Annotated in this window: 28 protein-coding genes and 1 other annotated feature; of the genes, 26 read left to right on the top strand and 2 right to left on the bottom strand. The window is 52.2% G+C overall.

The annotated features are described in order from the left end of the window. Positions 1 to 68 precede the first annotated feature (68 nt). From KPHS_32690 to KPHS_32620, 8 genes are all read left to right on the top strand, one after another. Entirely contained in the window at positions 69 to 593 is a 525-nt protein-coding gene (locus KPHS_32690; RefSeq protein YP_005227569.1) for a hypothetical protein, read from the top strand. Between the two features lie 65 nt (positions 594 to 658). Then, a complete protein-coding gene (locus KPHS_32680) occupies positions 659 to 1,186 on the top strand; it encodes a hypothetical protein (RefSeq protein YP_005227568.1) in 528 nt (175 codons plus the stop codon). Positions 1,187 to 1,550: 364 nt separating this feature from the next. After that, the gene (locus KPHS_32670) at positions 1,551 to 2,579 is read left to right on the top strand and encodes a hypothetical protein (RefSeq protein ID YP_005227567.1); all 1,029 of its coding nucleotides are present in this window, start codon (positions 1,551 to 1,553) and stop codon (positions 2,577 to 2,579) included. Between the two features lie 17 nt (positions 2,580 to 2,596). Further along, positions 2,597 to 2,908: a hypothetical protein gene (locus tag KPHS_32660; RefSeq protein YP_005227566.1), complete on the top strand. Its 312-nt coding sequence runs from the start codon at positions 2,597 to 2,599 to the stop codon at positions 2,906 to 2,908. A gap of 21 nt (positions 2,909 to 2,929) precedes the next feature. Continuing rightward, the gene (locus tag KPHS_32650; protein YP_005227565.1) at positions 2,930 to 3,823 is read left to right on the top strand and encodes a sulfatase modifying factor 1 -like protein; all 894 of its coding nucleotides are present in this window, start codon (positions 2,930 to 2,932) and stop codon (positions 3,821 to 3,823) included. A gap of 45 nt (positions 3,824 to 3,868) precedes the next feature. Continuing rightward, on the top strand, positions 3,869 to 3,985 hold the full coding sequence (locus tag KPHS_32640; RefSeq protein YP_005227564.1) for a hypothetical protein: 117 nt from the start codon (positions 3,869 to 3,871) through the stop codon (positions 3,983 to 3,985). Between the two features lie 21 nt (positions 3,986 to 4,006). Beyond that, entirely contained in the window at positions 4,007 to 4,900 is an 894-nt protein-coding gene (locus tag KPHS_32630; RefSeq protein ID YP_005227563.1) for a sulfatase modifying factor 1, read from the top strand. Between the two features lie 295 nt (positions 4,901 to 5,195). Next, the gene (locus KPHS_32620; protein YP_005227562.1) at positions 5,196 to 5,408 is read left to right on the top strand and encodes an SUMF1/EgtB/PvdO family nonheme iron enzyme; all 213 of its coding nucleotides are present in this window, start codon (positions 5,196 to 5,198) and stop codon (positions 5,406 to 5,408) included. A 121-nt stretch (positions 5,409 to 5,529) separates the two neighbouring features. On the opposite strand, the gene KPHS_32610 is transcribed toward KPHS_32620, so the two are convergent. Next, on the bottom strand, positions 5,530 to 6,498 hold the full coding sequence (locus KPHS_32610; RefSeq protein ID YP_005227561.1) for a transposase InsC for insertion sequence IS903: 969 nt from the start codon (positions 6,496 to 6,498) through the stop codon (positions 5,530 to 5,532). A gap of 78 nt (positions 6,499 to 6,576) precedes the next feature. Between KPHS_32610 and KPHS_32590 the strand changes: the two genes are divergently transcribed. The 18 genes from KPHS_32590 to KPHS_32430 all read left to right on the top strand — a co-directional run bounded on the left by KPHS_32590 (position 6,577) and on the right by KPHS_32430 (position 20,941). Continuing rightward, entirely contained in the window at positions 6,577 to 6,699 is a 123-nt protein-coding gene (locus tag KPHS_32590) for a hypothetical protein (protein ID YP_005227560.1), read from the top strand. A 77-nt stretch (positions 6,700 to 6,776) separates the two neighbouring features. After that, the gene (locus KPHS_32600) at positions 6,777 to 7,034 is read left to right on the top strand and encodes a hypothetical protein (RefSeq protein ID YP_005227559.1); all 258 of its coding nucleotides are present in this window, start codon (positions 6,777 to 6,779) and stop codon (positions 7,032 to 7,034) included. 175 nt (positions 7,035 to 7,209) lie between these two features. Further along, positions 7,210 to 7,563, top strand: coding sequence for a sulfatase modifying factor 1 (locus tag KPHS_32580; protein ID YP_005227558.1), 354 nt, complete (start codon positions 7,210 to 7,212; stop codon positions 7,561 to 7,563). Next, positions 7,210 to 8,099 (top strand) — a sequence feature (potential frameshift: common BLAST hit: gi|238895322|ref|YP_002920057.1| sulfatase modifying factor 1 precursor-like protein). (Overlaps the previous gene by 354 nt.) Next, positions 7,527 to 8,099 (top strand): sulfatase modifying factor 1, encoded by a 573-nt coding sequence (locus tag KPHS_32570; protein YP_005227557.1) that lies wholly within the window; start codon positions 7,527 to 7,529, stop codon positions 8,097 to 8,099. Its footprint overlaps the feature before it by 573 nt. The genes KPHS_32580 and KPHS_32570 overlap by 37 nt, the downstream gene beginning before the upstream one ends. Positions 8,100 to 8,232: 133 nt before the next feature. After that, positions 8,233 to 8,460: a hypothetical protein gene (locus tag KPHS_32560; protein YP_005227556.1), complete on the top strand. Its 228-nt coding sequence runs from the start codon at positions 8,233 to 8,235 to the stop codon at positions 8,458 to 8,460. Then, positions 8,444 to 8,578 (top strand): hypothetical protein, encoded by a 135-nt coding sequence (locus tag KPHS_32550; protein YP_005227555.1) that lies wholly within the window; start codon positions 8,444 to 8,446, stop codon positions 8,576 to 8,578. Before KPHS_32560 ends, KPHS_32550 begins: the two co-directional genes overlap by 17 nt. A gap of 19 nt (positions 8,579 to 8,597) precedes the next feature. Next, the gene (locus KPHS_32540; protein YP_005227554.1) at positions 8,598 to 8,711 is read left to right on the top strand and encodes a hypothetical protein; all 114 of its coding nucleotides are present in this window, start codon (positions 8,598 to 8,600) and stop codon (positions 8,709 to 8,711) included. Positions 8,712 to 8,779: 68 nt separating this feature from the next. After that, positions 8,780 to 9,022: a hypothetical protein gene (locus tag KPHS_32530; RefSeq protein YP_005227553.1), complete on the top strand. Its 243-nt coding sequence runs from the start codon at positions 8,780 to 8,782 to the stop codon at positions 9,020 to 9,022. A gap of 297 nt (positions 9,023 to 9,319) precedes the next feature. Further along, positions 9,320 to 9,586: a PAAR domain-containing protein gene (locus KPHS_32520; RefSeq protein YP_005227552.1), complete on the top strand. Its 267-nt coding sequence runs from the start codon at positions 9,320 to 9,322 to the stop codon at positions 9,584 to 9,586. Positions 9,587 to 9,589: 3 nt separating this feature from the next. Next, positions 9,590 to 10,747, top strand: a complete 1,158-nt coding sequence (locus KPHS_32510) for a hypothetical protein (protein ID YP_005227551.1) — start codon at positions 9,590 to 9,592, stop codon at positions 10,745 to 10,747. After that, entirely contained in the window at positions 10,731 to 14,141 is a 3,411-nt protein-coding gene (locus KPHS_32500; RefSeq protein YP_005227550.1) for a type VI secretion protein VasK, read from the top strand. The genes KPHS_32510 and KPHS_32500 overlap by 17 nt, the downstream gene beginning before the upstream one ends. A gap of 133 nt (positions 14,142 to 14,274) precedes the next feature. Continuing rightward, entirely contained in the window at positions 14,275 to 16,038 is a 1,764-nt protein-coding gene (locus KPHS_32490) for a type VI secretion system baseplate subunit TssF (RefSeq protein ID YP_005227549.1), read from the top strand. A 29-nt stretch (positions 16,039 to 16,067) separates the two neighbouring features. Beyond that, complete coding sequence (locus KPHS_32480) at positions 16,068 to 17,084, top strand: type VI secretion system baseplate subunit TssG (RefSeq protein YP_005227548.1); 1,017 nt, start codon at positions 16,068 to 16,070, stop codon at positions 17,082 to 17,084. 28 nt (positions 17,085 to 17,112) lie between these two features. Next, positions 17,113 to 17,601 (top strand): type VI secretion system lipoprotein TssJ, encoded by a 489-nt coding sequence (locus KPHS_32470; RefSeq protein ID YP_005227547.1) that lies wholly within the window; start codon positions 17,113 to 17,115, stop codon positions 17,599 to 17,601. Between the two features lie 2 nt (positions 17,602 to 17,603). Then, on the top strand, positions 17,604 to 18,047 hold the full coding sequence (locus KPHS_32460; protein YP_005227546.1) for a type VI secretion system lysozyme-like protein: 444 nt from the start codon (positions 17,604 to 17,606) through the stop codon (positions 18,045 to 18,047). A 19-nt stretch (positions 18,048 to 18,066) separates the two neighbouring features. Continuing rightward, positions 18,067 to 19,482 (top strand): type VI secretion system ImpA family N-terminal domain-containing protein, encoded by a 1,416-nt coding sequence (locus KPHS_32450; RefSeq protein ID YP_005227545.1) that lies wholly within the window; start codon positions 18,067 to 18,069, stop codon positions 19,480 to 19,482. Positions 19,483 to 19,613: 131 nt separating this feature from the next. Beyond that, positions 19,614 to 20,528, top strand: a complete 915-nt coding sequence (locus KPHS_32440; RefSeq protein YP_005227544.1) for a putative periplasmic sugar-binding protein — start codon at positions 19,614 to 19,616, stop codon at positions 20,526 to 20,528. A gap of 83 nt (positions 20,529 to 20,611) precedes the next feature. Then, complete coding sequence (locus tag KPHS_32430; protein YP_005227543.1) at positions 20,612 to 20,941, top strand: DUF1869 domain-containing protein; 330 nt, start codon at positions 20,612 to 20,614, stop codon at positions 20,939 to 20,941. An 83-nt stretch (positions 20,942 to 21,024) separates the two neighbouring features. On the opposite strand, the gene KPHS_32420 is transcribed toward KPHS_32430, so the two are convergent. Then, a complete protein-coding gene (locus KPHS_32420; protein ID YP_005227542.1) occupies positions 21,025 to 22,116 on the bottom strand; it encodes a translation-associated GTPase in 1,092 nt (363 codons plus the stop codon). Positions 22,117 to 22,129: the final 13 nt, after the last annotated feature.

Genomic DNA, 22,129 nt, shown 5'->3' with positions numbered 1-22,129 from the left:
TAATGGTCCGGTCATGGTTGGACCATTTCCTTGCTCCATGAAGATAGTATTTAGCCGGATGTCGGGACGTGTGGTGTATTTATCAAATGAGTATTGATGTCGAAACACTTGTGAAGCAATTAGGTAAACCTTATCAGGATATTTATGATCAAGGTTTAATTCCCTACAAAACAAAACCAACGGGTACTGTTAGTGATGATATTGCCAGGTTGACTATGAGGCGAGAAGGAATATTTTTATCTTTTATCAATAACCGGGAAAAAAATCTTGAAGAAGTGACTTTGCGGTTAGAAGATGAAAATAAAACGGATTGGTTATTTCCTAATCCGCTGCCATTTGGTCTTGAACCTGTAATAACCCAGAAATGGGTAAGGGACAAACTTGGCCATCCAATGATTTACACTGATGCGCAGATAATCATGACTATTTATGTTGGTGTGAAGGAATTTTATACTTTGCCGGCCCCTCATCAATATATCGCTGCCGCATTTACCTATAACAAAGATTCTTTTGTACAAAAAGTCACATTTTATTCAATTGAGCGAGCCAAAGAAATACAAGCCGCGTTAGAGAAAAAACGGTTGGGTGGGTAATGGTTCGCTCACAGTTGGACCATTTCCTTGCGCAATGAAGATAGTATTTAGCCGGATGTCGGGACGTGTGGTGTATTTATCAAATGAGTATTGATGTTGAAACACTTGTGAAACAATTAGGTAAACCTTATCAGGATATTTATAAGCAAGGATTAGTCCCCTACGAAACAAAACCAAGTGTTACGGTTAGTGATGATATTTATAGATTAGATATGAAACGAGAGGGGGTGTTTTTATCGTTTTTTAATAATCAAGATAAAAATCTTAAGGAAGTGGCCTTAAGGTTAGAGGATGAGAATAAAACTGACTGGTTATTTCCTAACTTGCTGCCATTTGGTCTTGAACCAGTAATGACACAGAGATGGGTACGAAACCGATTTGGTCATCCGATTACTTACGTTGCTGCCAACGTGATTATGACTATCTATGTCGGGGTGGAGCAAACATATATTTTACCAACTCCAAATCAAAATATTGCAGCGGCATTTTCTTACAATAATGTTCTTTTTGTCAACAGGATCACATTTATTCCGGTGGAACGGGCGAAAGAAATTCAGTCTGCACTTGAGAAAAAAAGACTTGGTGGCAAATGAATATTGACGTCGAAACATTGGTGAAACAATTAGGCAAACCATACCAAGCGATTTTTGAACAAGGTTTGATTCCTTATAAAACTAAGCCTTATGATTCTGTTGGCGATAGCACTGCTAGATTAGATATGAAACGTGAGGGAATATATCTAGCGTTTATTAATGATCTGGAAAAAAACTTAAAGAAGTGACGCTGACATTCGAGGATGAAAGTAAAACCAACTGGCTATTTCCTAATCCATCAGTATATTGACATTAGCGCACTGGCCCAACTGATGCGCTACAGCCATGGAGCGGGTGCATCAGCGGAATATAATCCGTCAGAAAAAAACTGGAGGGCAAAATTGAAGGTCATGCCAGTTTTGCAATGGGGGAGGCGAAGGCCGAAACGGCCCTGTACCTGCCGGACAGGTTAGGTGTCAGCCTTTTATTTCCGGCGAAAAAAGTGACGCCACAGACACCGGATGGTGTCTGTAATATGGGAGCGCTGCGTTTTGCCATGAAACTGGTATTGTCAGGTAGCGTTGGTGCCAGTGCTGCAATTGAATTAGGGGTGACAGTAGACTGGAGTGGAGAAATGGGAAAGGGCTATGGCATTAAAGGCCGTCCTGCAACCCTGACTGCTCCACCGTTGCCAGGACAGCAGCAGGTGAATTTAAAGACCTCAACGATACCTGAAGCACAGGGGGGAGGTGAAATTGGTGTTTTTGTTGGTGCTCAGGCGGGAGGTAATATCAGTGGTGCCATTGAGTGGTTTGACCCGCATCCTGATGATACGCCAGTAGCTATAGGTGTCGAGAAAGATAACAAACCCATTGTCAATAAAGAGAAGAAGTTTGCCGCGATAGCCAAACTGGAAGCGGGGATGACGGTGCAGGCAGGCGCTGGGGGAAGTGGGGTTTTTTATATCACCTATATTCAGGGACGTTTTCGTATTTACTGTAAAGCGGCTTTATGTTGGGGAGTGGGGGCCAAAGGGGAAGTCGGTTTTGAAGTTGATGGCAGCAGCTTTGCGGCTTTTATGAAGAGCTTTATGTATATGCAGAGGAATGTGGATTATCAGAAGCTTGAGCAGATGATGGCAGGGGATGCCTTTCGATCTTTATGTGCAATTCCTATTATTATGGCGGCGCAAGGGATACAGGTGGGTGAGGCCATGCTTAAGAATATGGTCGTAATATTGCAACAAATTAGAGCAGATCTTAAGGATGAAAACAAACGCGTTAATTTGATGGACAGTATTTTGTCTAATCCTGATCAGCTTAAATATACCCCTCCGGAAACAAAAGGGGCAGTGATTGCCACATTAATTGATCAGAACTGGGCGGACTGGCTTGATCCACGAAATCAGAATAATGATTTTTTTCCGTTAACAGCTGGAAGCTCGGTCCTTTAAAGAGACGAAAACAAGCGGTGTTTATGGCATTGAAGTGGGTACAAAGTCAGGCAGATTATAACAATATCATGCAGCATTTGACGTTGTCGCCAGGGGAGAAGAAAGGCAGTAAAGAACTGAATGAAAAAGATGTGATTAAGTTTTTAGGCATTGGAGAACGAAAATTGTTTTTCTATACCAATTATGGCGAAAAGCTCACCTTATTGCATAATAACCTTCCGGTTTCCGTTGGCCCGGATGAACCATTTAGACCTATTCCAGACATCCTGATGTCAGAATATCTTGCCATGGTTGACGAGCAGCATCCAACTAATACAATGATTGCTTGATTAAATTACTGAGGCATTGAAATGGAAAATAACATTATAGCTATTTCAGTTACTGTATGCTTACTGGTCGGGTGCGATCAGGGAAATGCTGCCAGGAGTGAAAAAGCGGCTAAAGAGCTTGTGGGTAAGTCGCTCTCTAACATGATTCCCGTTCAGGGCGGTGAGTTTTTAATGGGCGATTTTGGACCGTTAGTCGGTGAAAAACTGCCTTTCAGCATAAACCAGGATGACAAGGTATTACATAAGGTTGTATTAAGCGATTTTTCAATATCAAAATACAAAGTCACCAATGATGATTATAATAAATATCTGCGGATAACAGGAGTAAAAAAACCACCCATTAATATTCTGCTAAAAGATTACCCATCATTGCAAAAAGGTGATTATTCTGTTGGCATCACCTGGCAACAGGCAAAAGACTATTGTCAGTGGTTAGGTAAGGAGTCTGGTAAAAAATTTGATTTACCAACAGAGGCGCAATGGGAATATGCAGCAAGATCCAGAGGGCAATACATTCCGTTTGCAACGAATAATGGTGAGTTCCTGCCCGGTAAAAACATCCCCAGCCAGGATGAGCTGAGTGAATATACTGATGGAGCAGGTATTCCTATTTATCCAGTGGGGAAATATCCCCCAAACCCCCTGGGTCTGTATGATATGGGACTTAGTGGCTCAGAATGGACCAATGACTGGTATGCGTCAGATTATTACTCTCATTCTCCGGTAAACGATCCTCAGGGACCCGTAAAGGGGACCGAAAAAGTCCTGCGCGGGAATGTTGGCGGTGACAGACAATACGCTTTAACCGTGTTCAGACAATCAGATTTGCCAGTTCCAAAGATCAATAAAGACGATGATTATGAAAAATATGGTGTTGGTCCGCAGTATGTTTTCCGTTGCGTCATCAATAAATAATGTCGTTTGGTGGTGACATATATCATTTTAACCGGAGCAACAACGTTGAATGAATGTTCCAATAAACCGGAGAGACTATTAAAACCTGTCCCGGATAGCCTGATGTCAGAATATCTTGCCATGATCGACGACCAGCACCCGACGGGGACAATGACTGCCTGATGCAAAGGCTTAGGTGATAAGATGAGAAAATTAATCGTAGTTGCTTCTGTTGCCGCCAGTTTACTGCTCGGGTGTGACCAGAAAAGTACTGGCAAGCGTGAAACCTTGTCTGAAGCGCTTGTTGCTAAGTCGCTCTCTAACATGGTTCCCGTTCAGGGCGGCGAGTTTTTAATGGGGGATTTTGGCCCATTAGTCGGTGAAAAACTGCCTTTCAGCATAAACCAGGATGATAAGGTATTACATAAGGTTGTATTAAGCGATTTTTCGATATCAAAGTTTAAAGTTACCAACGATGATTATAATAAATATCTGCAGATAACAGGAATAAAAAAACCTCCCATTAATATTCTGGTAAAAGAGTACCCATCCTTGCAAAAAGGTGATTACTCTGTTGGTGTGACCTGGCAACAGGCAAAAGATTATTGTCAGTGGCTAGGTAAGGAGTCCGATAAAAATATTGATTTACCGACAGAAGCACAATGGGAATATGCGGCAAGGTCAAGAGGGCAGTATCTTCCTTTTGCGACTAATAATGGAAATTTCGAGCTTGGTTCTAATATACCTGAACAAAAGAAATTAGATGAATACACAGATGGTTATGGTTTTCCTATTTATCCAATTGGGAAATATCCTCCGAATCCGCTAGGTTTATACGATATGGGGCTAAGTGGAGCCGAATGGAGTAATGATTGGTATTCAACTGATTATTATTCCCACTCCCCTGTTTATGATCCTCAAGGTCCAGTTAAGGGTAATGAAAAAGTTTTAAGGGGGTATGTTGGCGGAGATCGTCAGTATGCCTTGACTATATTCAGGCAATCGTCACAACCTGTGCCAAAATTTGCTGGGCGTGATGATTATCAAAAGTTTGGAGTTAGTCCTCTTTTTGTATTTCGTTGCGTTATTAATAAATAATATCGTTTGACTGTAATACTATATTATAGTCGGAACGCTCAATGAATATAATATTCCGCTGGACAGCCTGTTTAAACCTGTCCCGGATAGCCTGATGTCAGAATATCTTGCCATGATCGACGACCAGCACCCGACGGGGACAATGACTGCCTGATGCAAAGGCTTAGGTGATAAGATGAGAAAATTAATCGTAGTTGCTTCTGTTGCTGCCAGTTTACTGCTCGGGTGTGACCAGAAGAGTACTGACAAGCGTGAAACCCTGTCTGAAGCGCTTGTTGCTAAGTCACTCTCTAACATGGTTCCCGTTCAGGGCGGCGAGTTTTTAATGGGGGATTTTGGACCATTAGTCGGTCAAAAACTACCTTTCAGCATAAACCAGGATGATAAGGTATTACATAAAGTTGTATTAAGTGATTTTTCGATATCAAAGTTTAAAGTTACCAACGATGATTATAATAAATATCTGCAAATAACAGGGGTAAAAAAGCGCCCATCCATATTTTTTTAAAAAATTATCCATCCTTGCAAAAAGGAGATTATTCTGTTGGTGTTACCTGGCAACAGGCAAAAGACGGCTTTGTTGAATAAATCAGATTTCGGGTAAGTCTCCCCCGTAGCGGGTTGTGTTTTCAGGCAATACGCACGCTTTCAGGCATACCTGCTTTCGTCATTTTGTTCAGCGCTCGTACCAGGGCCATAGCCTCCGCAACCTGACCATCGTAGTCACGCAGCGTCAGTGAACCCCCGAACAGCTGTTTTACCCGGTACATCGCCGTTTCCGCTATCGAGCGACGGTTGTAATCTGTTGTCCATTTCCACCGCGCATTACTCCCGGTCATTCGCTGATTAGCCACTGCACGGTTACGGTCTGCATATTCACCGGGCCAGTAACCCGCACCTTTTCGGGGCGGGATAAGCGCGCTGATTTTCTTACGCCGCAGTTCATCGTGACAGAGCCGGGTATCGTAAGCTCCATCGGCGGCGGCTGACCTGATTTTCCGGTGGGTTTGCCGGATTAACCCGGGGAAGGCCTCTGAGTCCGTAACGTTGTTCAGCGACAGGTCAGCGCAGATGATTTCATGTGTTTTACTGTCAACTGCCAGATGCAGCTTACGCCATATACGACGGCGTTCCTGGCCATGCTTTTTGACTTTCCACTCGCCTTCACCGAAGACCTTCAGCCCGGTGGAATCAATTACCAGGTGTGCGATTTCACCCCGGGTGGGCGTTTTGAAACTGATATTAACCGACTTTGCCCGCCTGCTGACACAGCTGTAATCCGGGCAGCGTAGCGGAACGTTCATCAGAGAAAAAATGGAATCAATAAAGCCCTGCGCAGCGCGCAGGGTCAGCCTGAATACGCGTTTAATGACCAGCACAGTCGTGATGGCAAGGTCAGAATAGCGCTGAGGTCTGCCTCGTGAAGAAGGTGTTGCTGACTCATACCAGGCCTGAATAGCTTCATCATCCAGCCAGAAAGTTATGGAGCCACGGTTGATGAGGGCTTTATTGTAGGTGGGCCAGTTGGTGATTTTGAACTTTTGCTTTGCCACGGAACGGTCTGCGTTGTCGGGAAGATACGTGATCTGATCCTTCAACTCAGCAAAAGTTCGATTTATTCAACAAAACCGCAAAAGACTATTGTCAGTGGTTAGGTAAGGAGTCTGGTAACAAGATTGATTTACCAACAGAGGCGCAATGGGAATATGCAGCAAGATCCAGAGGTCAATATTTTCAGTTTCCAACAAATAATGGTGAGTATTTACCTGGAAAAAATGTTCCGGGTAAAGATGAATTAGATAAATATACAGATGGTTTTGGTTTCCCATTTTACCCAGTAGGCAAATATCCCCCAAATCCCCTGGGTCTGTATGACATGGGACTTAGTGGCTCAGAATGGACCAATGACTGGTATGCGTCAGATTATTACTCTCATTCTCCGGTAAACGATCCCCAGGGACCTGCGCAGGGTACTAAAAAAGTCCTGCGTGGATATATTGGCGGCGACAGACAGTACGCTTTAACCATGTTCAGGCAATCAAAATTGCCAGTTCCGAAGATCGATAAAGACGATGACTATGAAAAATATGGTGTTGGCCCGCAGTATGTCTTTCGTTGTGTCGTTAATAAATAATGTGTGATGCTATCTCTTATTTTAACCGAATCAGAATGCTCAACGAATATTCGGCTGAACCGGATAGGATATTTAATCTACGCCGGATTTCCTGATGTCAGAATATCTTGCCATGATTGATGACCAGCACCCGACGGGGATAATGACTGCCTGATGCAATGGCTGAGGTGATAAGATGATAAAATTAATCGTAGTTGCTTCTGTTGCCGCCAGTTTACTGCTCGGGTGCGATCAGGGAAATACCACCGGGAGTGAAAAAGCAGCTAAAGCACTTGTGGATAAATCGGTCTCTAATATGGTCCCTGTTCAGGGTGGTGAGTTTTTAATGGGTGATTTTGGTCCATTAGTTGGTGAAAAATTACTTTTCAGCATACAACAGGATGATAAAACTTTACATAAGGTTATTTTAAGTGATTTTTCGATATCAAAATATAAAGTCACCAACGATGATTTTAATGTTTATTTGAAAGTAACAGATAAAAAAATCCACCTGTGGATATACTGGCAAAACGTCATCCTTCTCTGCTAAAGGGGGATTATCCTGCAGGTGTTATCTGGCAACAGGCAAAAGATTATTGTCAGTGGTTAGGTAAAAAATCCGGTAAAAAAATTGATTTGCCGACAGAGGCACAATGGGAGTTTGCAGCAAGATCCAGAGGTCAGTATCTTCCGTTTGCTACTAACAATGGTGAGTTTTCACCAGGAAAAAATGTCCCCAGCCAGGATGAACTGAATAAATACACTGATGGGATGGGGCTTCCCATTTATCCAGTAGGTAAATACCCATCAAATCCCTTAGGCCTGTATGATATGGGACTGAGTGGTTCAGAATGGACCAATGACTGGTATGCAGAAGATTATTACTCCCACTCTCCGGTAAAGAATCCTCAGGGACCAGAGCAAGGGACCAAGAAAGTGTTGCGTGGGAATGTTGGCGGCGACAGACAGTACGCATTGACTATGTTTAGACAATCTGCTTCACCACTCCCAGAAGAAGTTGATGGTGACTATGAAAAATATGGTGTTGGTCCGCAGTATGTATTTCGTTGTGTCGTTAATAAATAATGTGTGATGCTATATCTTATTTTAAAAAATCGGTGGCGTTCAACATATAAGGTTTTTTTCTAATGCATGGTAAAATCATGTACAGTAGTGAAATTATTTCATCGTCATCAACGATGATTGTCAACGGAAAAAAGTGGTGCTCATTAAAAATCTGAAAGAAGAGATGTTAAGGTTTGAAGATGAAGCCAAAACTGACTGGCTGTTTCCTAATCCTATGCCGTTTGGTCTGGAACGAGTTATGATTCACCAGTGGGTGCGGGCTTATCTAGGATTTCCGATGGTTTACGTTGAAGCAAAAATTGTTATGACTGCTTATAGGGGGGGAAGAGATATATACCTTACCTATGCCTCATCAAAATAGTTCTGTCGGATTTACCTATAACAAGGATTTATTTTCAGAAACCGTGACTTTTTATCCACTGGAGCGAGCAAAGGAGATTCATATTGCGCTGGAGAAAAAGCGACTTGGTGGCAAATGAATATTGATATCGAACACTTGTGAAGCAATTAGGTAAACCTTATCAGGATATTTATGAACAAGGTTTAATTCCCTACAAAATAAAACCAACGATTACTGTTAGTGATGATATTTTCAGGCTGGATATGAGGTGAGAAGGAATATTTTCATCTTTTATAAATAACCAGAAAAAATCTTGAGGAAGTGACTTTGTGGTTAGAAGATGAAAAAAACGGCTTGGTTATTTCCTAATCCGCTGCCTTTTAGTCTTGAGCCAGTAATGACGCAGCGATGGATGCGCGAACGCTTTGGATTTCCCATAGGTTATGGCGAACGCAAAATGATAGGGAGCAATAATCGTCATATTAGCGAGGTATACCCACTGTTGCCACCTAATCAGAAAATGTCTGTTTTATTTCCTTATAATTCTGATTATTTTGTTGTTAGTGTATTTTTTATTGTATAGAGCATGCAATAGAAATTAAGGCGACTTTCGCGAGTATAAGGTCGTCTGGCAATTGGCGTTCGAAGTGAAAAATTATTAATGTAGGGGATATCACCTGGGGGAAGAAGTATGTATTAAGTAAAGAGAGGTGTGCAGATATTCCAGATATTATTTTATGTTTATTATTCTTCCTTTGACAGGAGTCGCCGGTTTTTATCTGTTATTAAATGTTATTGCCTCACTCTTTAGGTTGAAATAGATGCGATTGAGTATTCTAATTAATAATTACTGTATCGCTGATATATAAAAGGAAATTCAATGTCCAAAGGTTTTGTATTACTCGGCGATAAAACCACGCACGGCGGTGCTGTTATTTCCGCATCCTCCACCATGATTGTAAATGGAAAGCCCGTAGCGCTGGTGGGGGATAAAGTCAGCTGCCCGATTCCGGGACATGGCACTAATGCCATTATTGAGGGAGCGCCGGAATGGTCTTCCGATGGTAAAGCCATCGTGGTCGATGGCTGCAAATGTCAGTGCGGTTGCCAGGTGATTTCCGGCGCGCCGGAATGCGCGATAGGATAAAAAATGGGCTGGGTACGAACAAAAGCATTGACCATGGAGCAGCCATCGGCTCCTTCACTGACCCGATGGCTGTTTGCCGGTGTACTGATGGCGATTATCGGTGTCCTGCTCTTTACCCTCCATGCTTCCGGCACCGTAAAAATTCTCTCAGTGATAAATATCTGGTGGGTATCCCTGATGCCTGCAGGATGCTGGTTGCTGATTTTTTGCCTGCGTTGCTATCTGTGGGACAGGGATCTGAAAGCGCATCAGTTCTTGCTGAAAGAGGCGGAATACGGACAGCAGAGGTGGGAAGACTGGGCAGGGCGCTGGCTGGCCGTTCTGGGCAGTGCAGTGCTGTTGCCGGATCATATTTCTGCGGCGCATTGGGGGAGTGAGCGGCCTCAGCAATACGGACTTACCCGCCGGATTAATTACCTTCCGGCAGAAGAGCCCGTGCAGCTGAGTGCGATGCATGCGCTGCTGACCAGTATAGAAGAGCGCGTGCAGTGCCTGCCGGAAGAGCTACCGCTGTATGTCACCCTGATCACGGATAATCCCTCGCCTGAGCTGACCAGCAGTTTCAGTAATCTCTGGAAAGAACACATTCCTGGCCGCGCCGTGCCTGATGATATTACCGTTACCGGCTCATTCTCACTGTCGGAAGTGGAGGAGCGCCTGAAGCAGCCTGTACTGACGGTCAATTTACTCCTGGTCATCCAGCTCAACGGTGGTACAGCATACTCCGACGGGCTGGCCGTGCTGCTGCTGACCAGCGATGATGTGGCGCAAAAATACCATCTGCCGCACTCATCACGGCTGTTACGTCCTATGCCCTTAGATATGACGAACTTTGAAGACGATATCACCCTGTTTCTGGAAACCCAGACTGTCGCCTGCCAGACGCCCTCCGTTATCGGGGACGCAAAAAAATGGACGGAAAGAAGCGCCGCGCTTATCACGCAGGGCGGCAAAATGCATACCCCATGGAAAGCTGAAGATATCGCGCTGCTGGAAAAATGGTGCGGTATTCCGGGACCCGCAGCGCCCTGGCTCCTGACCGCGCTGGCAGCCGATCTGGTCAGCCTCCGTAAACAGCCCCTGCTGGCGTTATTTTCCAGCGAACAGGAACATTTTATCAGTACCATCACCCCAGGGAGTGAAGATGAATATACCGGGTAATGGCCTGGGCCGGTTTGGCCTGGCCGGGCTTACGTTGGCCGGGATGGCTGCAATATGGTGGGGGATCACCCGCTATGGCGGCATGCTGAATATCAATACGCGGGGCGAGCAGGTACTGGCGTTTGTCCAGGTCTGTATGGCGTTGGTATTTGTTTTTTACCTTCCTGCAATGTCCCGCCGTGTGAAGGAGAGTTTATATCGCCGGCAGTCGCAGCAGGACAGCGTCTTACCCGGCGAAGAAGGGCGCGTGGCGCTGACACCTCCCCATCATATTACGGTGGGGGAAATTCGCCAGACTCTACGCTATCAGTATGGACGCGCCTGGTCCCGCAAAGTCCGTATTCTGCTGATAATTGGCTCAGTCAGAGACGTAGAACAACTGACCCCAAAGCTCACGCAGGAACTCTGGCAGGAAGATCAGGGTACATTATTGCTGTGGGGTGGAGACCCTGGGGCAGCGGTAGATAACGCCTGGTTCACAGCGCTGCGTAAACTGCGTTATCGCCCGGCTGATGGTATGGTGTGGGTAACATCGGGCTTTGACGGCGTTTTGACAACGATGAACAGAACGAAGCCCAGGCTCACGCCAGATGAAATGGACAGTGTGTCTCACTCTCTAAAGCTACGCTTCGAAGCTCTTGGCTGGAAACTACCCCTATACGTCTGGTCGCTGTATGAGGGGGGCAACGAAAAAAATGGACGTATCACTCAGCCTGTAGGCTGCCTGTTACCTGCAGGTTGTACGCCGCAAATAGTTGCCGAACAGTTCACTGCCCTGGCGTCGTTACTGATAGAGCAGGGCATCCAGCAGATATGCGGGCAACCACAGCACAATTTTTTACTCGCGCTGGCCGATCAGTTGACCCGTAAACCGGAAACGGTGACGGAGCCGTTATCGGTATTGCTTAATCCTTACCGCCCGCAGCCGCTGGCCGGGGTGGTATTTAGTGAGGCGTCAGTAGAGGCTGGTCGCAGTGTCCGTCATCACTGGGGACGGGATAACCGCTGGGAAACGATACCAGACTCAGTGCTGTGGTTGCCAGCCGGTCTACGTCCGCGCAAACAGGGAGTCAACTGGATGCGTGGGATGAGCGTGGCCGCCGCCGCCCTGATGTTACTCTGGGCCGCCTCAATGACAGTCTCTTTTATCTCCAACCGCCACCTGGTGGCGATCGCACAGCAGCAGGTGCAGCAGGCCTCGGCGGGAAAACAGCCGCTGGCCGTACGCCTGTATGCGCTCTCCGCGTTACAGAAAACGCTTTCTCAACTGGAATACCGCTCGCAGCACGGAGCGCCGTGGTACCTCCGCGCTGGCCTCAGTCAGAACGATGACCTGCTGGCGGCGCTGTTCCCGCGCTACGGGGAGATGGCGCAACCGCTGCTGCGCGATGCGGCGGCGCATCATCTGGAAGAGCAGCTCACCGCCTTCGTGCAGCTGCCGCCGGACAGCCCACTGCGTGAGAAGATGACGAAGACCGCTTACGGACAACTGAAACAATATCTGATGTTGACCCGCCCGGAAAAAATGGACGCCGCGTGGTTCGCCACTACGCTAATGCAGGACTGGCCGCAGCGCTCAGGCATCGCCGACGCCGTCTGGCAGGGCAGCGGCCCTTCGCTGCTGGCATTTTATGCCGCCAGCCTGGCATCGCATCCGCAGTGGCGTCTGCCTGTCGATGACGGTCTGGTCAGCCAGGTGCGCACACGGTTAATTCGCCAACTGGGCCAGCGCAACAGTGAGTCCACGCTTTACCAGAAGATGCTCGCGCAGGTGGCGAATCAGTATGCCGATATGCGCCTGGCGGATATGACTGCCGACACCGATGCTTCGCGTCTGTTCAGCACTGATGAGGTGGTGCCGGGAATGTTTACCCGTCAGGCCTGGGAGCAGGCCGTGCAGCCGGCCATTGAGAAAGTGGTCGCGGAACGCCGCGATGAAATGGACTGGGTGCTGAGCGATACGAAGCAGACTGCCGCGCAGTCGACGTCGCCGGAAGCTCTGCGAGCCAGGCTGGCGGAGCGTTATTTCGCTGATTTCAGCGGCGCCTGGCTGGATTTCCTCAACAGTCTGCGCTGGCAGCGCGCGGCGACCCTCTCCGATGCTATCGACCAGCTGACCCTGATGGCCGATGTGCGCCAGTCGCCGCTGGTGGCGCTGATGAACACCCTGAGCGTGCAGGGGCGAACCGGCCAGACCGGGGAAGCCATCGCCGATTCGCTGGTCAAATCGGCCAGGCAGCTGTTCAACCGTGACAACCCGCCCGTCATCGATCAACGGTCCGGCGCGCGCGGTCCTCTGGATGCCACCTTCGGCCCCGTACTGGCGCTGCTGGACAATCGCGACGGCGGGACCCCCACCAGCCGTCTTAGCCTGCAGACCTTCCTGACCCGCGTCACCCAGGTGCGTCTGCGCCTGCAGCAGGTCACCAACGCCACCGATCCGCAGGCGATGACCCGCCTGCTTGCGCAGACGGTATTCCAGGGCAAGGCCGTGGATTTAACCGAAACGCGCGACTACGGCAGCCTGGTGGCGGCGGGGCTGGGCCAGGAGTGGAGTGGATTTGGGCAAACGCTGTTTGTTCGCCCGATGGAACAGGCCTGGCAGCAGGTGCTGACCCCGGCGGCGGAAAGTCTCAACGCCCAGTGGCGCAGCGCGGTGGTGGAGGACTGGAATAGCGCTTTTGGCGGTCGCTACCCCTTTAAAAATACCAGCAGTGAAGTCTCTCTGCCGCTGCTGGCAAAATACCTCAACAGCGAGACCGGGCGCATCGCCCGCTTTCTGCAGACCCGGCTGAACGGCGTACTGCATAAAGAGGGGAGCCGCTGGATGGCGGACAGTATCAATGCCCAGGGGCTGACGTTTAACCCGGCCTTTCTGCAGGCGATGAATACCCTGAGTCATCTCTCTGACGTCGCGTTCGCCAACGGCGAAGCGGGATTGCATTTTGCGCTACGTCCCGGCACCGCGGACGGCGTGATGCAGACGGAGCTGGTCATCGACAGTCAGAAACTTGTCTATATGAACCAGATGCCGGTCTGGCGGCGGTTCAGCTGGCCCGCTGACACCGAAGCGCCGGGCGCCAGTCTGAGCTGGGTCAGTACCCGGGCGGGCACCCGCCAGTATGGCGATTTCCCGGGCGCCTGGGGGTGGATCCGTCTGCTGGATAAGGCGGTGGTCAGCGCTTATCCCGGAACGAGCAGCAGCTGGAGCCTGAGCTGGAAAGCGCCGGATGGTCTGTTGCTGAACTACACGCTGCGTACCGAGGCGGGGGAAGGACCGCTGGCGCTGCTGGCGCTGCGAAACTTTACGCTACCGGAGACGATATTCAGCGTGCGCGCGTCTGCTGAACGTGTTCCGCTGACCGACGATATACCCGGCGAAGAGGGATACTGAACCTTCTCCCTCACTGATTGGCGTTGACCTGCAACGCCAGGCCTCCTTCGCTCATGGCCGCCCGACGGCCAACTAATCTGACCGCGCAGCCATGCTGCGTGTCTCCCTGTAGACGAATAAGGGAATATTCATAATGGACGATTTAACCCTGCGATATTTTGATGCTGAAATGCGCTACCTGCGCGAGGCGGCAAAAGCGTTCGCGCAGGCTCACCCCGATCGGGCGGCGATGCTGGATCTCGATAAAGCCGGTACGCCGGACCCTTATGTAGAGCGCCTGTTTGAAGGCTTTGCCTTTTCCGTAGGTCGCTTGCGCGAAAAAATTGATGATGATCTGCCGGAGCTGACCGAGGGGCTGGTCAGCATGCTGTGGCCGCACTATTTGCGCACTATTCCATCGCTATCGATCGTGGCGCTGACCCCAACGCTGCCGGCGATGAAGATAGCGGAAACGGTGCCCGCCGGGTTTGAGATTAGCTCCCGCCCACTGGGGCCGAAAAATACCGTGTGCCGGTACCGAACCACCCGCGATCTGACGCTTAACCCGCTGGCGATAGAGGAGGCGGTGATGACGGCGGAGCCGGACGGACGTTCGGCCCTGCGACTACGATTCGCCTGTAGCGAGCTGGCTGACTGGTCGCAGACCGATCTCCGCCACCTGGCGCTGTACCTGGGGGAAGACGCTGTTACCGGCAGCGCCCTCCATCTGTGGCTGACCCGACGCCAGGCCGCGCTGTACCTGCGTCTGCCGGGTCAGACAGAGCGGGTAAGCCTCGACGGCTATTTTTCCCCGGGGGGATTCAGCGAGGAGGATCGTTTATGGCCGAAGGGGGAGAGTGCTTTCAGCGGCTATCAGCTGCTGCTCGAGTATTTCACCTTTCGCGAAAAATTTATGTTCGTGCAGCTAAATGGCCTGGAAAACATCACCCTGCCGGCGGGGATATCGCATTTCACGCTTGAGGTGGTGTTCAGCGAGGTCTGGCAAAGTGATTTACCCGTCAGCGCAAGCAGCCTACGCCTGCACTGTGTGCCGGTGATTAACCTGTTTACCCTTGAGGCCGATCCGTTGACCATCAGCGGCCTGGAGAACGAATACCTCCTGCGTCCGAAGCGCCTGCAGGACGGGCATACCGAAATCTATTCTGTTGACAGCGTGACCGGCTCCGGGCGCACCGGGGAGGCACGCTATGTGCCTTTCACCCGCTTTCGTCACCAGGGGGGAATGATGCGTCGCCATGCGCCGGAGCGCTACTACCACACCCGCGTAAAACGGGGCGTAACCGGCATGCACGATACCTGGCTTATCCTCGGCGGACAGCAATGGGAGGCTGACCGGGAGCTGGCGCGGGAAACGGTCTCCTTGCGCATCACCGGCACTAACGGCCAGCTGCCGCGCCGGGCGCTACAGAGCACGCTGCTGGATCGCTGTGAGTCGATATCAGCCACGCCGCTTACCGTCCGCAATCTCTGTAAGCCCACGCTGCCGGCCTATCCCCCGGCGGAAGACCGCTACCACTGGCGGGTCATGAGCCATCTGGGCACCCGTTTTCTCAACATGATGAGCAGCGCCGAGGTGCTGCGCGGCACGCTGTCGCTCTACAACTGGCGGGAGGATGAGCTCAATAATCGCCGTCTGGACGCCATTCTGGCGGTCAGCCATCACCGAATTCAGCGTTTCGAGCAGGGTTTCCTGCTGCGCGGGCTGGATATTGAAGTGACGCTCGACGGTAGCGGATTTACCGGTGCGGGCGATGTCCACCTGTTTGGCGATATGCTCAACCGCTTTTTCGCACTGTATGCCGATATGAATCAGTTCAACCAGCTGACGCTCATTGTTCAACCTGAAGGGAAATGTATCCGGTGGAAAGAGAATCACAGTCTGCGCCTGCCCGGCTGATGGCGCAGCTCCGGCCTCAGTTGCCGTACATGAATTTTTACCGCTTCTGCCAGTTGCTGGAGAAGAACCATCCGAAGGCGCCGATCATCGGCAGCGGCTGGCTAGTAGGTGATGAACCCATACGCTTTCGCCCGCATCCGGGGATGGGCTTTCCGGCTGGCGAAATCCGTGCAATGGACGATCCTGAACCGCCCCGTCCGCCGGCGGTTCGCGTGACTTTTATGGGACTCTACGGCGTGGAATCCCCGCTGCCGACCCACTATAGCGATGACATTGCGCAACGGCGGGAAGGCGTCGAGGCCACCGAGGATTTCCTCGATATCTTTAACCATCGGCTGATCGCCCAGTATTACCGTATCTGGCGCAAATATTCCTACCCGGCAACCTTTCGGGCGGGCGGCACGGACAACATCTCGCAGTATCTGCTGGGCCTGGCGGGGCTGGGCATACCGGGATGTGCCGCCGTTGCCGCAGCGCCGCTGTCGCGATTTCTGGCGCTGCTGCCGGTGATGATGCTGCCGGGGAGATCCGGGGAAGGCATGGAGGCGCTGGTGGCGCTCCTGGCCCCGGGGACCCGGGCGACGGTGTACCACCACGATCCCTGCCGGATCCCCTTGTCGCAGCCGTTAACGATGAGCGTCCGTCAGCCGGTTAGCCTGCAACATAGGCCAGTGATGGGAACCCACGCCACGGATGTGAACGGTCAGGTATTGCTGCAGCTGGCCACGGAAAAGCCTGATGAGGTTCGCGGCTGGCTGCCCGGCGGCGAACTGTTCAGCGACCTGATGGCGCTTCTGCACGTCTGGCTCGGATCTCATCTTGACGTGCGGCTGCAGCTTTGCGTCGCCCGCCATTTACTGCCGGATGCGCAACTTTGCTGCCAGCAGGAGCATGCCGTCCAGCTCGGCCGTACCGCTGTGCTGCGTCCGCTGGATGCGCAGAAACAGGCTGACGACAGAGTCACGATTTATCTGGGGCGCTATCAGCGCGTCCGGGAAAATATCCACCGCAGGGAGAGCGATGAAGATGGCGATTACCGCAGTTAAACCCTCCGCCAGGTTGCTGGCATTCCTCATGGTTACCGTCTTAACCGGCTGCGGACTGACGCAGACCGTGAAAGACGGCGCCGTTTCCGTGACCCAGTCCATTTTTTACCCCCAGGTGAAAACCCTGCATCTGGATCTTCGCGCCCGGGAAGGCGTGAATAACAACGCCAAAGGCGCCTCCCTGGCGACGGTGGTGCGTATTTATCAGCTGAAGGACCGGCAAGCGTTCGACAATACTGACTACCCGTCGCTGTTTGCCGGCGATGGCCAGGCGCTGCAGGCGGACCGGGTGGCGGAAAAAGATGTTCGCCTGCGTCCGGGCGAATCGGTGACCGTCGATATGCCCATGGAAACCAGCGCGCAGTTTGTGGCGGTGGCGGCCATGTTTATCGATCCAGACCTGACGCAAAACAGCTGGCGGCTGGTACTCACCCGGGACGAACTTGATCCGGCGAGGCCGCGCATTATCGAAGCCAGCCAAAATCAACTGACGCTGCACCCGTTTAAGGAGAAGTGAAAATGCCTCGTCCCTCCCTGTATGACATCCTGTACGGCAATTTCGCCGGCGGGCTTGACCTGAATACCGTCAGCGAAACGGATCAGGTCATCCTGTCGGTGCTCGATAACATGCAGCGCATCCTCAACTGTCGGGCCGGAACGCTGGCGCATCTGCCGGACTACGGCCTGCCGGATATGACCGCTATCCTCCAGGGGATGCCAGCGTCGGCGCACCAGCTGATGAGCACGTTGTCTGCGGTGTTGCTGAAATACGAACCGCGTCTGCAGCGGATCGCGGTGGTGATGCTCGATCAGCATGCGCCCGGCGAACTGCGCTATGCCATTGATGCGGAGCTGAAGGATATTGGCCTGGTGCGTTACGGCACGGAGTTTATGCCCGAGGGCAGGGTGTTGATCCGCCACCTCAAACGTCAGCAGTACCTTGACGCCCGCTCCGCCCTCTAATCTCTCGCTGAAAGACATCATGATGACAACACACCACGACCGTCACTATAAAGCCGGTGGCGACCCGCGCACGCTGGCTGATTTTATGGCCCTGCGTGCGGAAATGAACAAGCTCAGCCACCCGGCGCGGCCGGATATTAACTGGCCGTATGCCGAGCAGCTTGCCCGCGGGCTGTTGGAGCATCACGGCGCGGACCTGCAGACTGTCGCCTGGTATACCCTGGCCCGCGCCCGGCTGGGCGGGGTGGCAGGGATCAATGAGGGGCTGACGCTGATGGAGTCGCTGCTGGTTCGTCAGGGGAAAAACCTGTGGCCACAGGCGCTCCCGGCCCGGACAGAGATCTTCCGCACCCTGAGCAAGCGGCTGCGGCAGGTGATCCGTACCCTGAATCTTACCCCAGAGGATGTTGAGTCGCTTGAGCAGGCTGAACGTTCGCTGCAAAGCTTCGACGCAGTGCTCCAGCGCCTTGAGATCGCTCCTGAAAACCAGCTGAGCGACCTGCGGGCGCTACTGCACAGCACGGCAACTCGCTTCGAGAGCCTCGACCCTGCGCCAGCGCTTCCCACCGCGCCGCCGGTGGCGGTGTCTGACGCGGAACTTCCCGGCACTCTGGTCAGCGAAGAGGATGCGGCGAAGGTTGAGCCAGTGCCAGACCTAAAACGTAGACCAAAGGCTGAGCCGCTGGCTCCGCCTTCACCTGCAAAGCGGCCCGCGCCGGTGGCGGCGTCTACTCCGGCAGCCGCGCCGCGCTGGAAGCCGTTTATCGCCGGGATGGTTACCATGCTGGCGGTAACGGGTATCGCCGTCGGCGGATGGCTGGCGCTGCGTCAGTCCGACTTGCCGCCCATTTCAGTCACCCAAAATGCCGGACCGATACCGGGCCTGCCGGCGACAACGCCCCCGGGGCCGGTTGATCTGCCACAGACGCAGCGCCAGCTTGGCGAGCTTGCCCGCCTGGCGCCGGACTGGGCGGTCAGCTACGGCGACCAGCTGGTCCACCAGGCCCTGATCCGCTGGCCGGATCAGGCGCAACCGCTGGCGCAGCAGTGGCGGCAGCAGCTGAGTGCTGGCGCATTGCCCGCGGAAAACCTTACCGGCTGGTCGGAGGGCATGCAGCAGCTGCAGCGGCTCGCCGACCAGCTCAATGCCCTCGACGAGCAGAAGGGGAAGTACCTGACGGTGAGCGAACTGAAAACCGCAGTATTTGCCATCACACAGTCGTTTAACCGCGCTGTTCCGCTGGAGGAGCAGCTGCGCCAGCTGGCCGCGCTTCCCGTTGATCAACCCTGGCCAGCCGCGCGGGGAAGCCTCGCGGAGCTGCATCTGCAACAGCTGATAGTGGAGTATGCCCTGCTGAAGCGAAAACAGCCGGCGTCGCCGACCGCTGCGCTCCCCGCAACCGGTGAGCCCTCGGTGAGTGAGGCGGTGAAATAAAGTGTGCGCATGGCAACATTTTCTTTACATCAATATTGCAAGAACCGAACGCCCTTCGTAGTCTGAAAATGATTTAAATATACCGTTTGTAGTTGTATTGAAAATTTTATTTCGATCTCTGAGGGCATACTATGAAGCACTGTAAAATCATCCTGTTAGTAGGCCTTCTGGCCAGTTCCGCTTCGGCATTAGCAGAGAAGATCGGCGTCTCAATGGCCTACTTCGATCAAAACTTTCTCACTATTATCCGCCAGTCCATTGAGAAAGAAGCTCAAGCCCGCCACGTCGACGTACAGTTTGAAGACGCCCGCGGCGACACCGGACGCCAGGCCGATCAGGTGCAGAGCTTCATCGCCTCCGGCGTGGACGCGATCATCGTCGACCCGGTGGACTCCGCCAGCACCCCGCAGCTGACGAAGATGGCGCAGCAGGCCAAAATGCCGCTGGTGTATGTGAACCGGACGCCGGGGGATAAAACGTTACCGCCCGGCGTGGTGTTTGTCGGTTCGGACGAGCGGGAGTCTGGCACATTGCAGATGGAGGCGCTGGCGAAGCTGGCGAACTACAAAGGCAACGTCGCCATCATGATCGGCAATCTCACCGACGCCGGCGCGCTGCAGCGTACCAAAGATGTGGAGCAGGTGGTGGCCAAGTATCCGGCAATGAAAGTGGTGCAGAAACAGCCGGCCAACTATTCCCGCAGCGAGGGCATGGATCTGATGCAGAACTGGACGGGCAACGGAGAAGCGATTGATATTGTGGCGGCGAACAACGATGAGATGGCGATTGGCGCGGCGATGGCGCTGGAGAAAAGCCAGAAGAAGCTGCTGATCGGCGGGATCGACGCCACCCCGGACGGGCTGAAAGCCCTGGCCAGCGATAAGATTCAGGTGACGGTTTTCCAGGACGCCGTCGGTCAGGGCAAAACGGCCTTAGCGGTAGCGCTGAAGCTGATTAAAGGAGAAAAGGTCGAGTCTCATGTCTGGATCCCGTTTGAGTTAGTGACCAAAGAAAACATGCAGACCTATGTGGAAAAGAGTCATTAACGGCAAGGCGCAGGTGCGCGAACCTGGCTGATAAAACCGGGCTGATAATGTGACGCCCGGGCAACTAAATCGGAGGAAAAGGCATGGCAACGGCAAGAAGCGGCTATACGCTGCAGGTGATAAAGGCAGGGCAGCAGGGGCATGTTGAAATGAGATGGGGGCATCTCGCAGACGTTGATACGCGCGCGGCGGCGGCGGCTATCATGCAGCATATCGGGCGTTCTTCGTCCTCGCGGGGCCAGCAGGAGATCAGCCTGTCGCTGACCAATGCCGCCAGCGGTATCTCGGTGGAGCTTCATCACCCGGCCTCAGGGGAAAGCGCTACCCCGGCTTTTATTGAGGCTGAGTTAAAGAAAATTGTGCAGATCGTTGATGGCTACGAGGCGGCAGAAGATACCCATATTGTGGAGTAGCGTGTCGCCTAGGGTAAAAAAAAATCCACGCCGCTGCGTGGATTTTTTTTGCGCGGTGGCGGCGAAAACGCCAGCCAGTGGGATTAGACGTTGAACAGGAAGTTCATCACATCGCCATCTTTCACGATGTAGTCTTTACCTTCAGCACGCATTTTACCCGCTTCTTTCGCGCCCTGTTCGCCTTTGTAGGCAATGAAGTCTTCATAAGCGATGGTCTGCGCGCGGATAAAGCCTTTTTCGAAGTCGGTGTGGATCTTACCGGCTGCCTGCGGCGCGGTCGCTCCCACCGGGATGGTCCATGCGCGAACTTCTTTCACGCCCGCGGTGAAGTAGGTCTGCAGGTTCAGCAGAGCGTAACCGGCGCGGATCACGCGGTTCAGGCCCGGCTCTTCGAGGCCCAGCTCAGCCATGAACTCGTCACGCTCTTCATCGTCCAGCTCGGCGATGTCCGCTTCAACGGCGGCGCACACCGGCACCACCACAGACCCTTCCTGCTCGGCGATGGCGCGAACCTGATCGAGGTACGGGTTGTTCTCGAAACCGTCTTCATTGACGTTCGCGATGTACATGGTCGGCTTCAGGGTCAGGAAGCTCAGATAGCGGATGGCCTCTTTCTCTTCTTTGGTCAGATCCAGCGCACGCAGCATACCGGCGTTTTCCAGCTGCGGCAGGCATTTTTCCAGCGCGGCCAGCTCAACCTTCGCGTCTTTATCGCCGCCTTTGGCTTTTTTGGAGACGCGGTGAATCGCGCGTTCGCAGGTATCAAGGTCAGACAGCGCCAGTTCGGTATTGATAACGTCGATATCTTCCGCCGGGTTCACTTTCCCCGCGACGTGAATAATATTATCGTTTTCAAAGCAGCGAACCACATGGCCGATGGCTTCGGTTTCACGGATGTTGGTCAGAAACTGGTTGCCAAGACCTTCACCTTTGGACGCGCCTTTCACCAGGCCCGCGATATCCACGAACTCCATGGTGGTCGGCAGGATGCGCTGCGGTTTGACGATTTCAGCCAGCTTGTCCAGACGCGGATCGGGCATCGGTACGACACCGGTGTTCGGCTCAATGGTACAGAAGGGGAAGTTGGCCGCTTCAATACCCGCTTTGGTGAGCGCATTGAACAGGGTGGATTTGCCGACGTTAGGCAAACCGACGATACCGCATTTGAATCCCATGATTTAAATCACC

Source organism: Klebsiella pneumoniae subsp. pneumoniae HS11286 (assembly GCF_000240185.1).
Taxonomy (GTDB): Bacteria; Pseudomonadota; Gammaproteobacteria; order Enterobacterales; family Enterobacteriaceae; genus Klebsiella; species Klebsiella pneumoniae.
The sequence above is the reverse complement of the archived record's forward strand: the minus strand, read 5'-3'. Positions and strand labels throughout refer to the sequence as shown.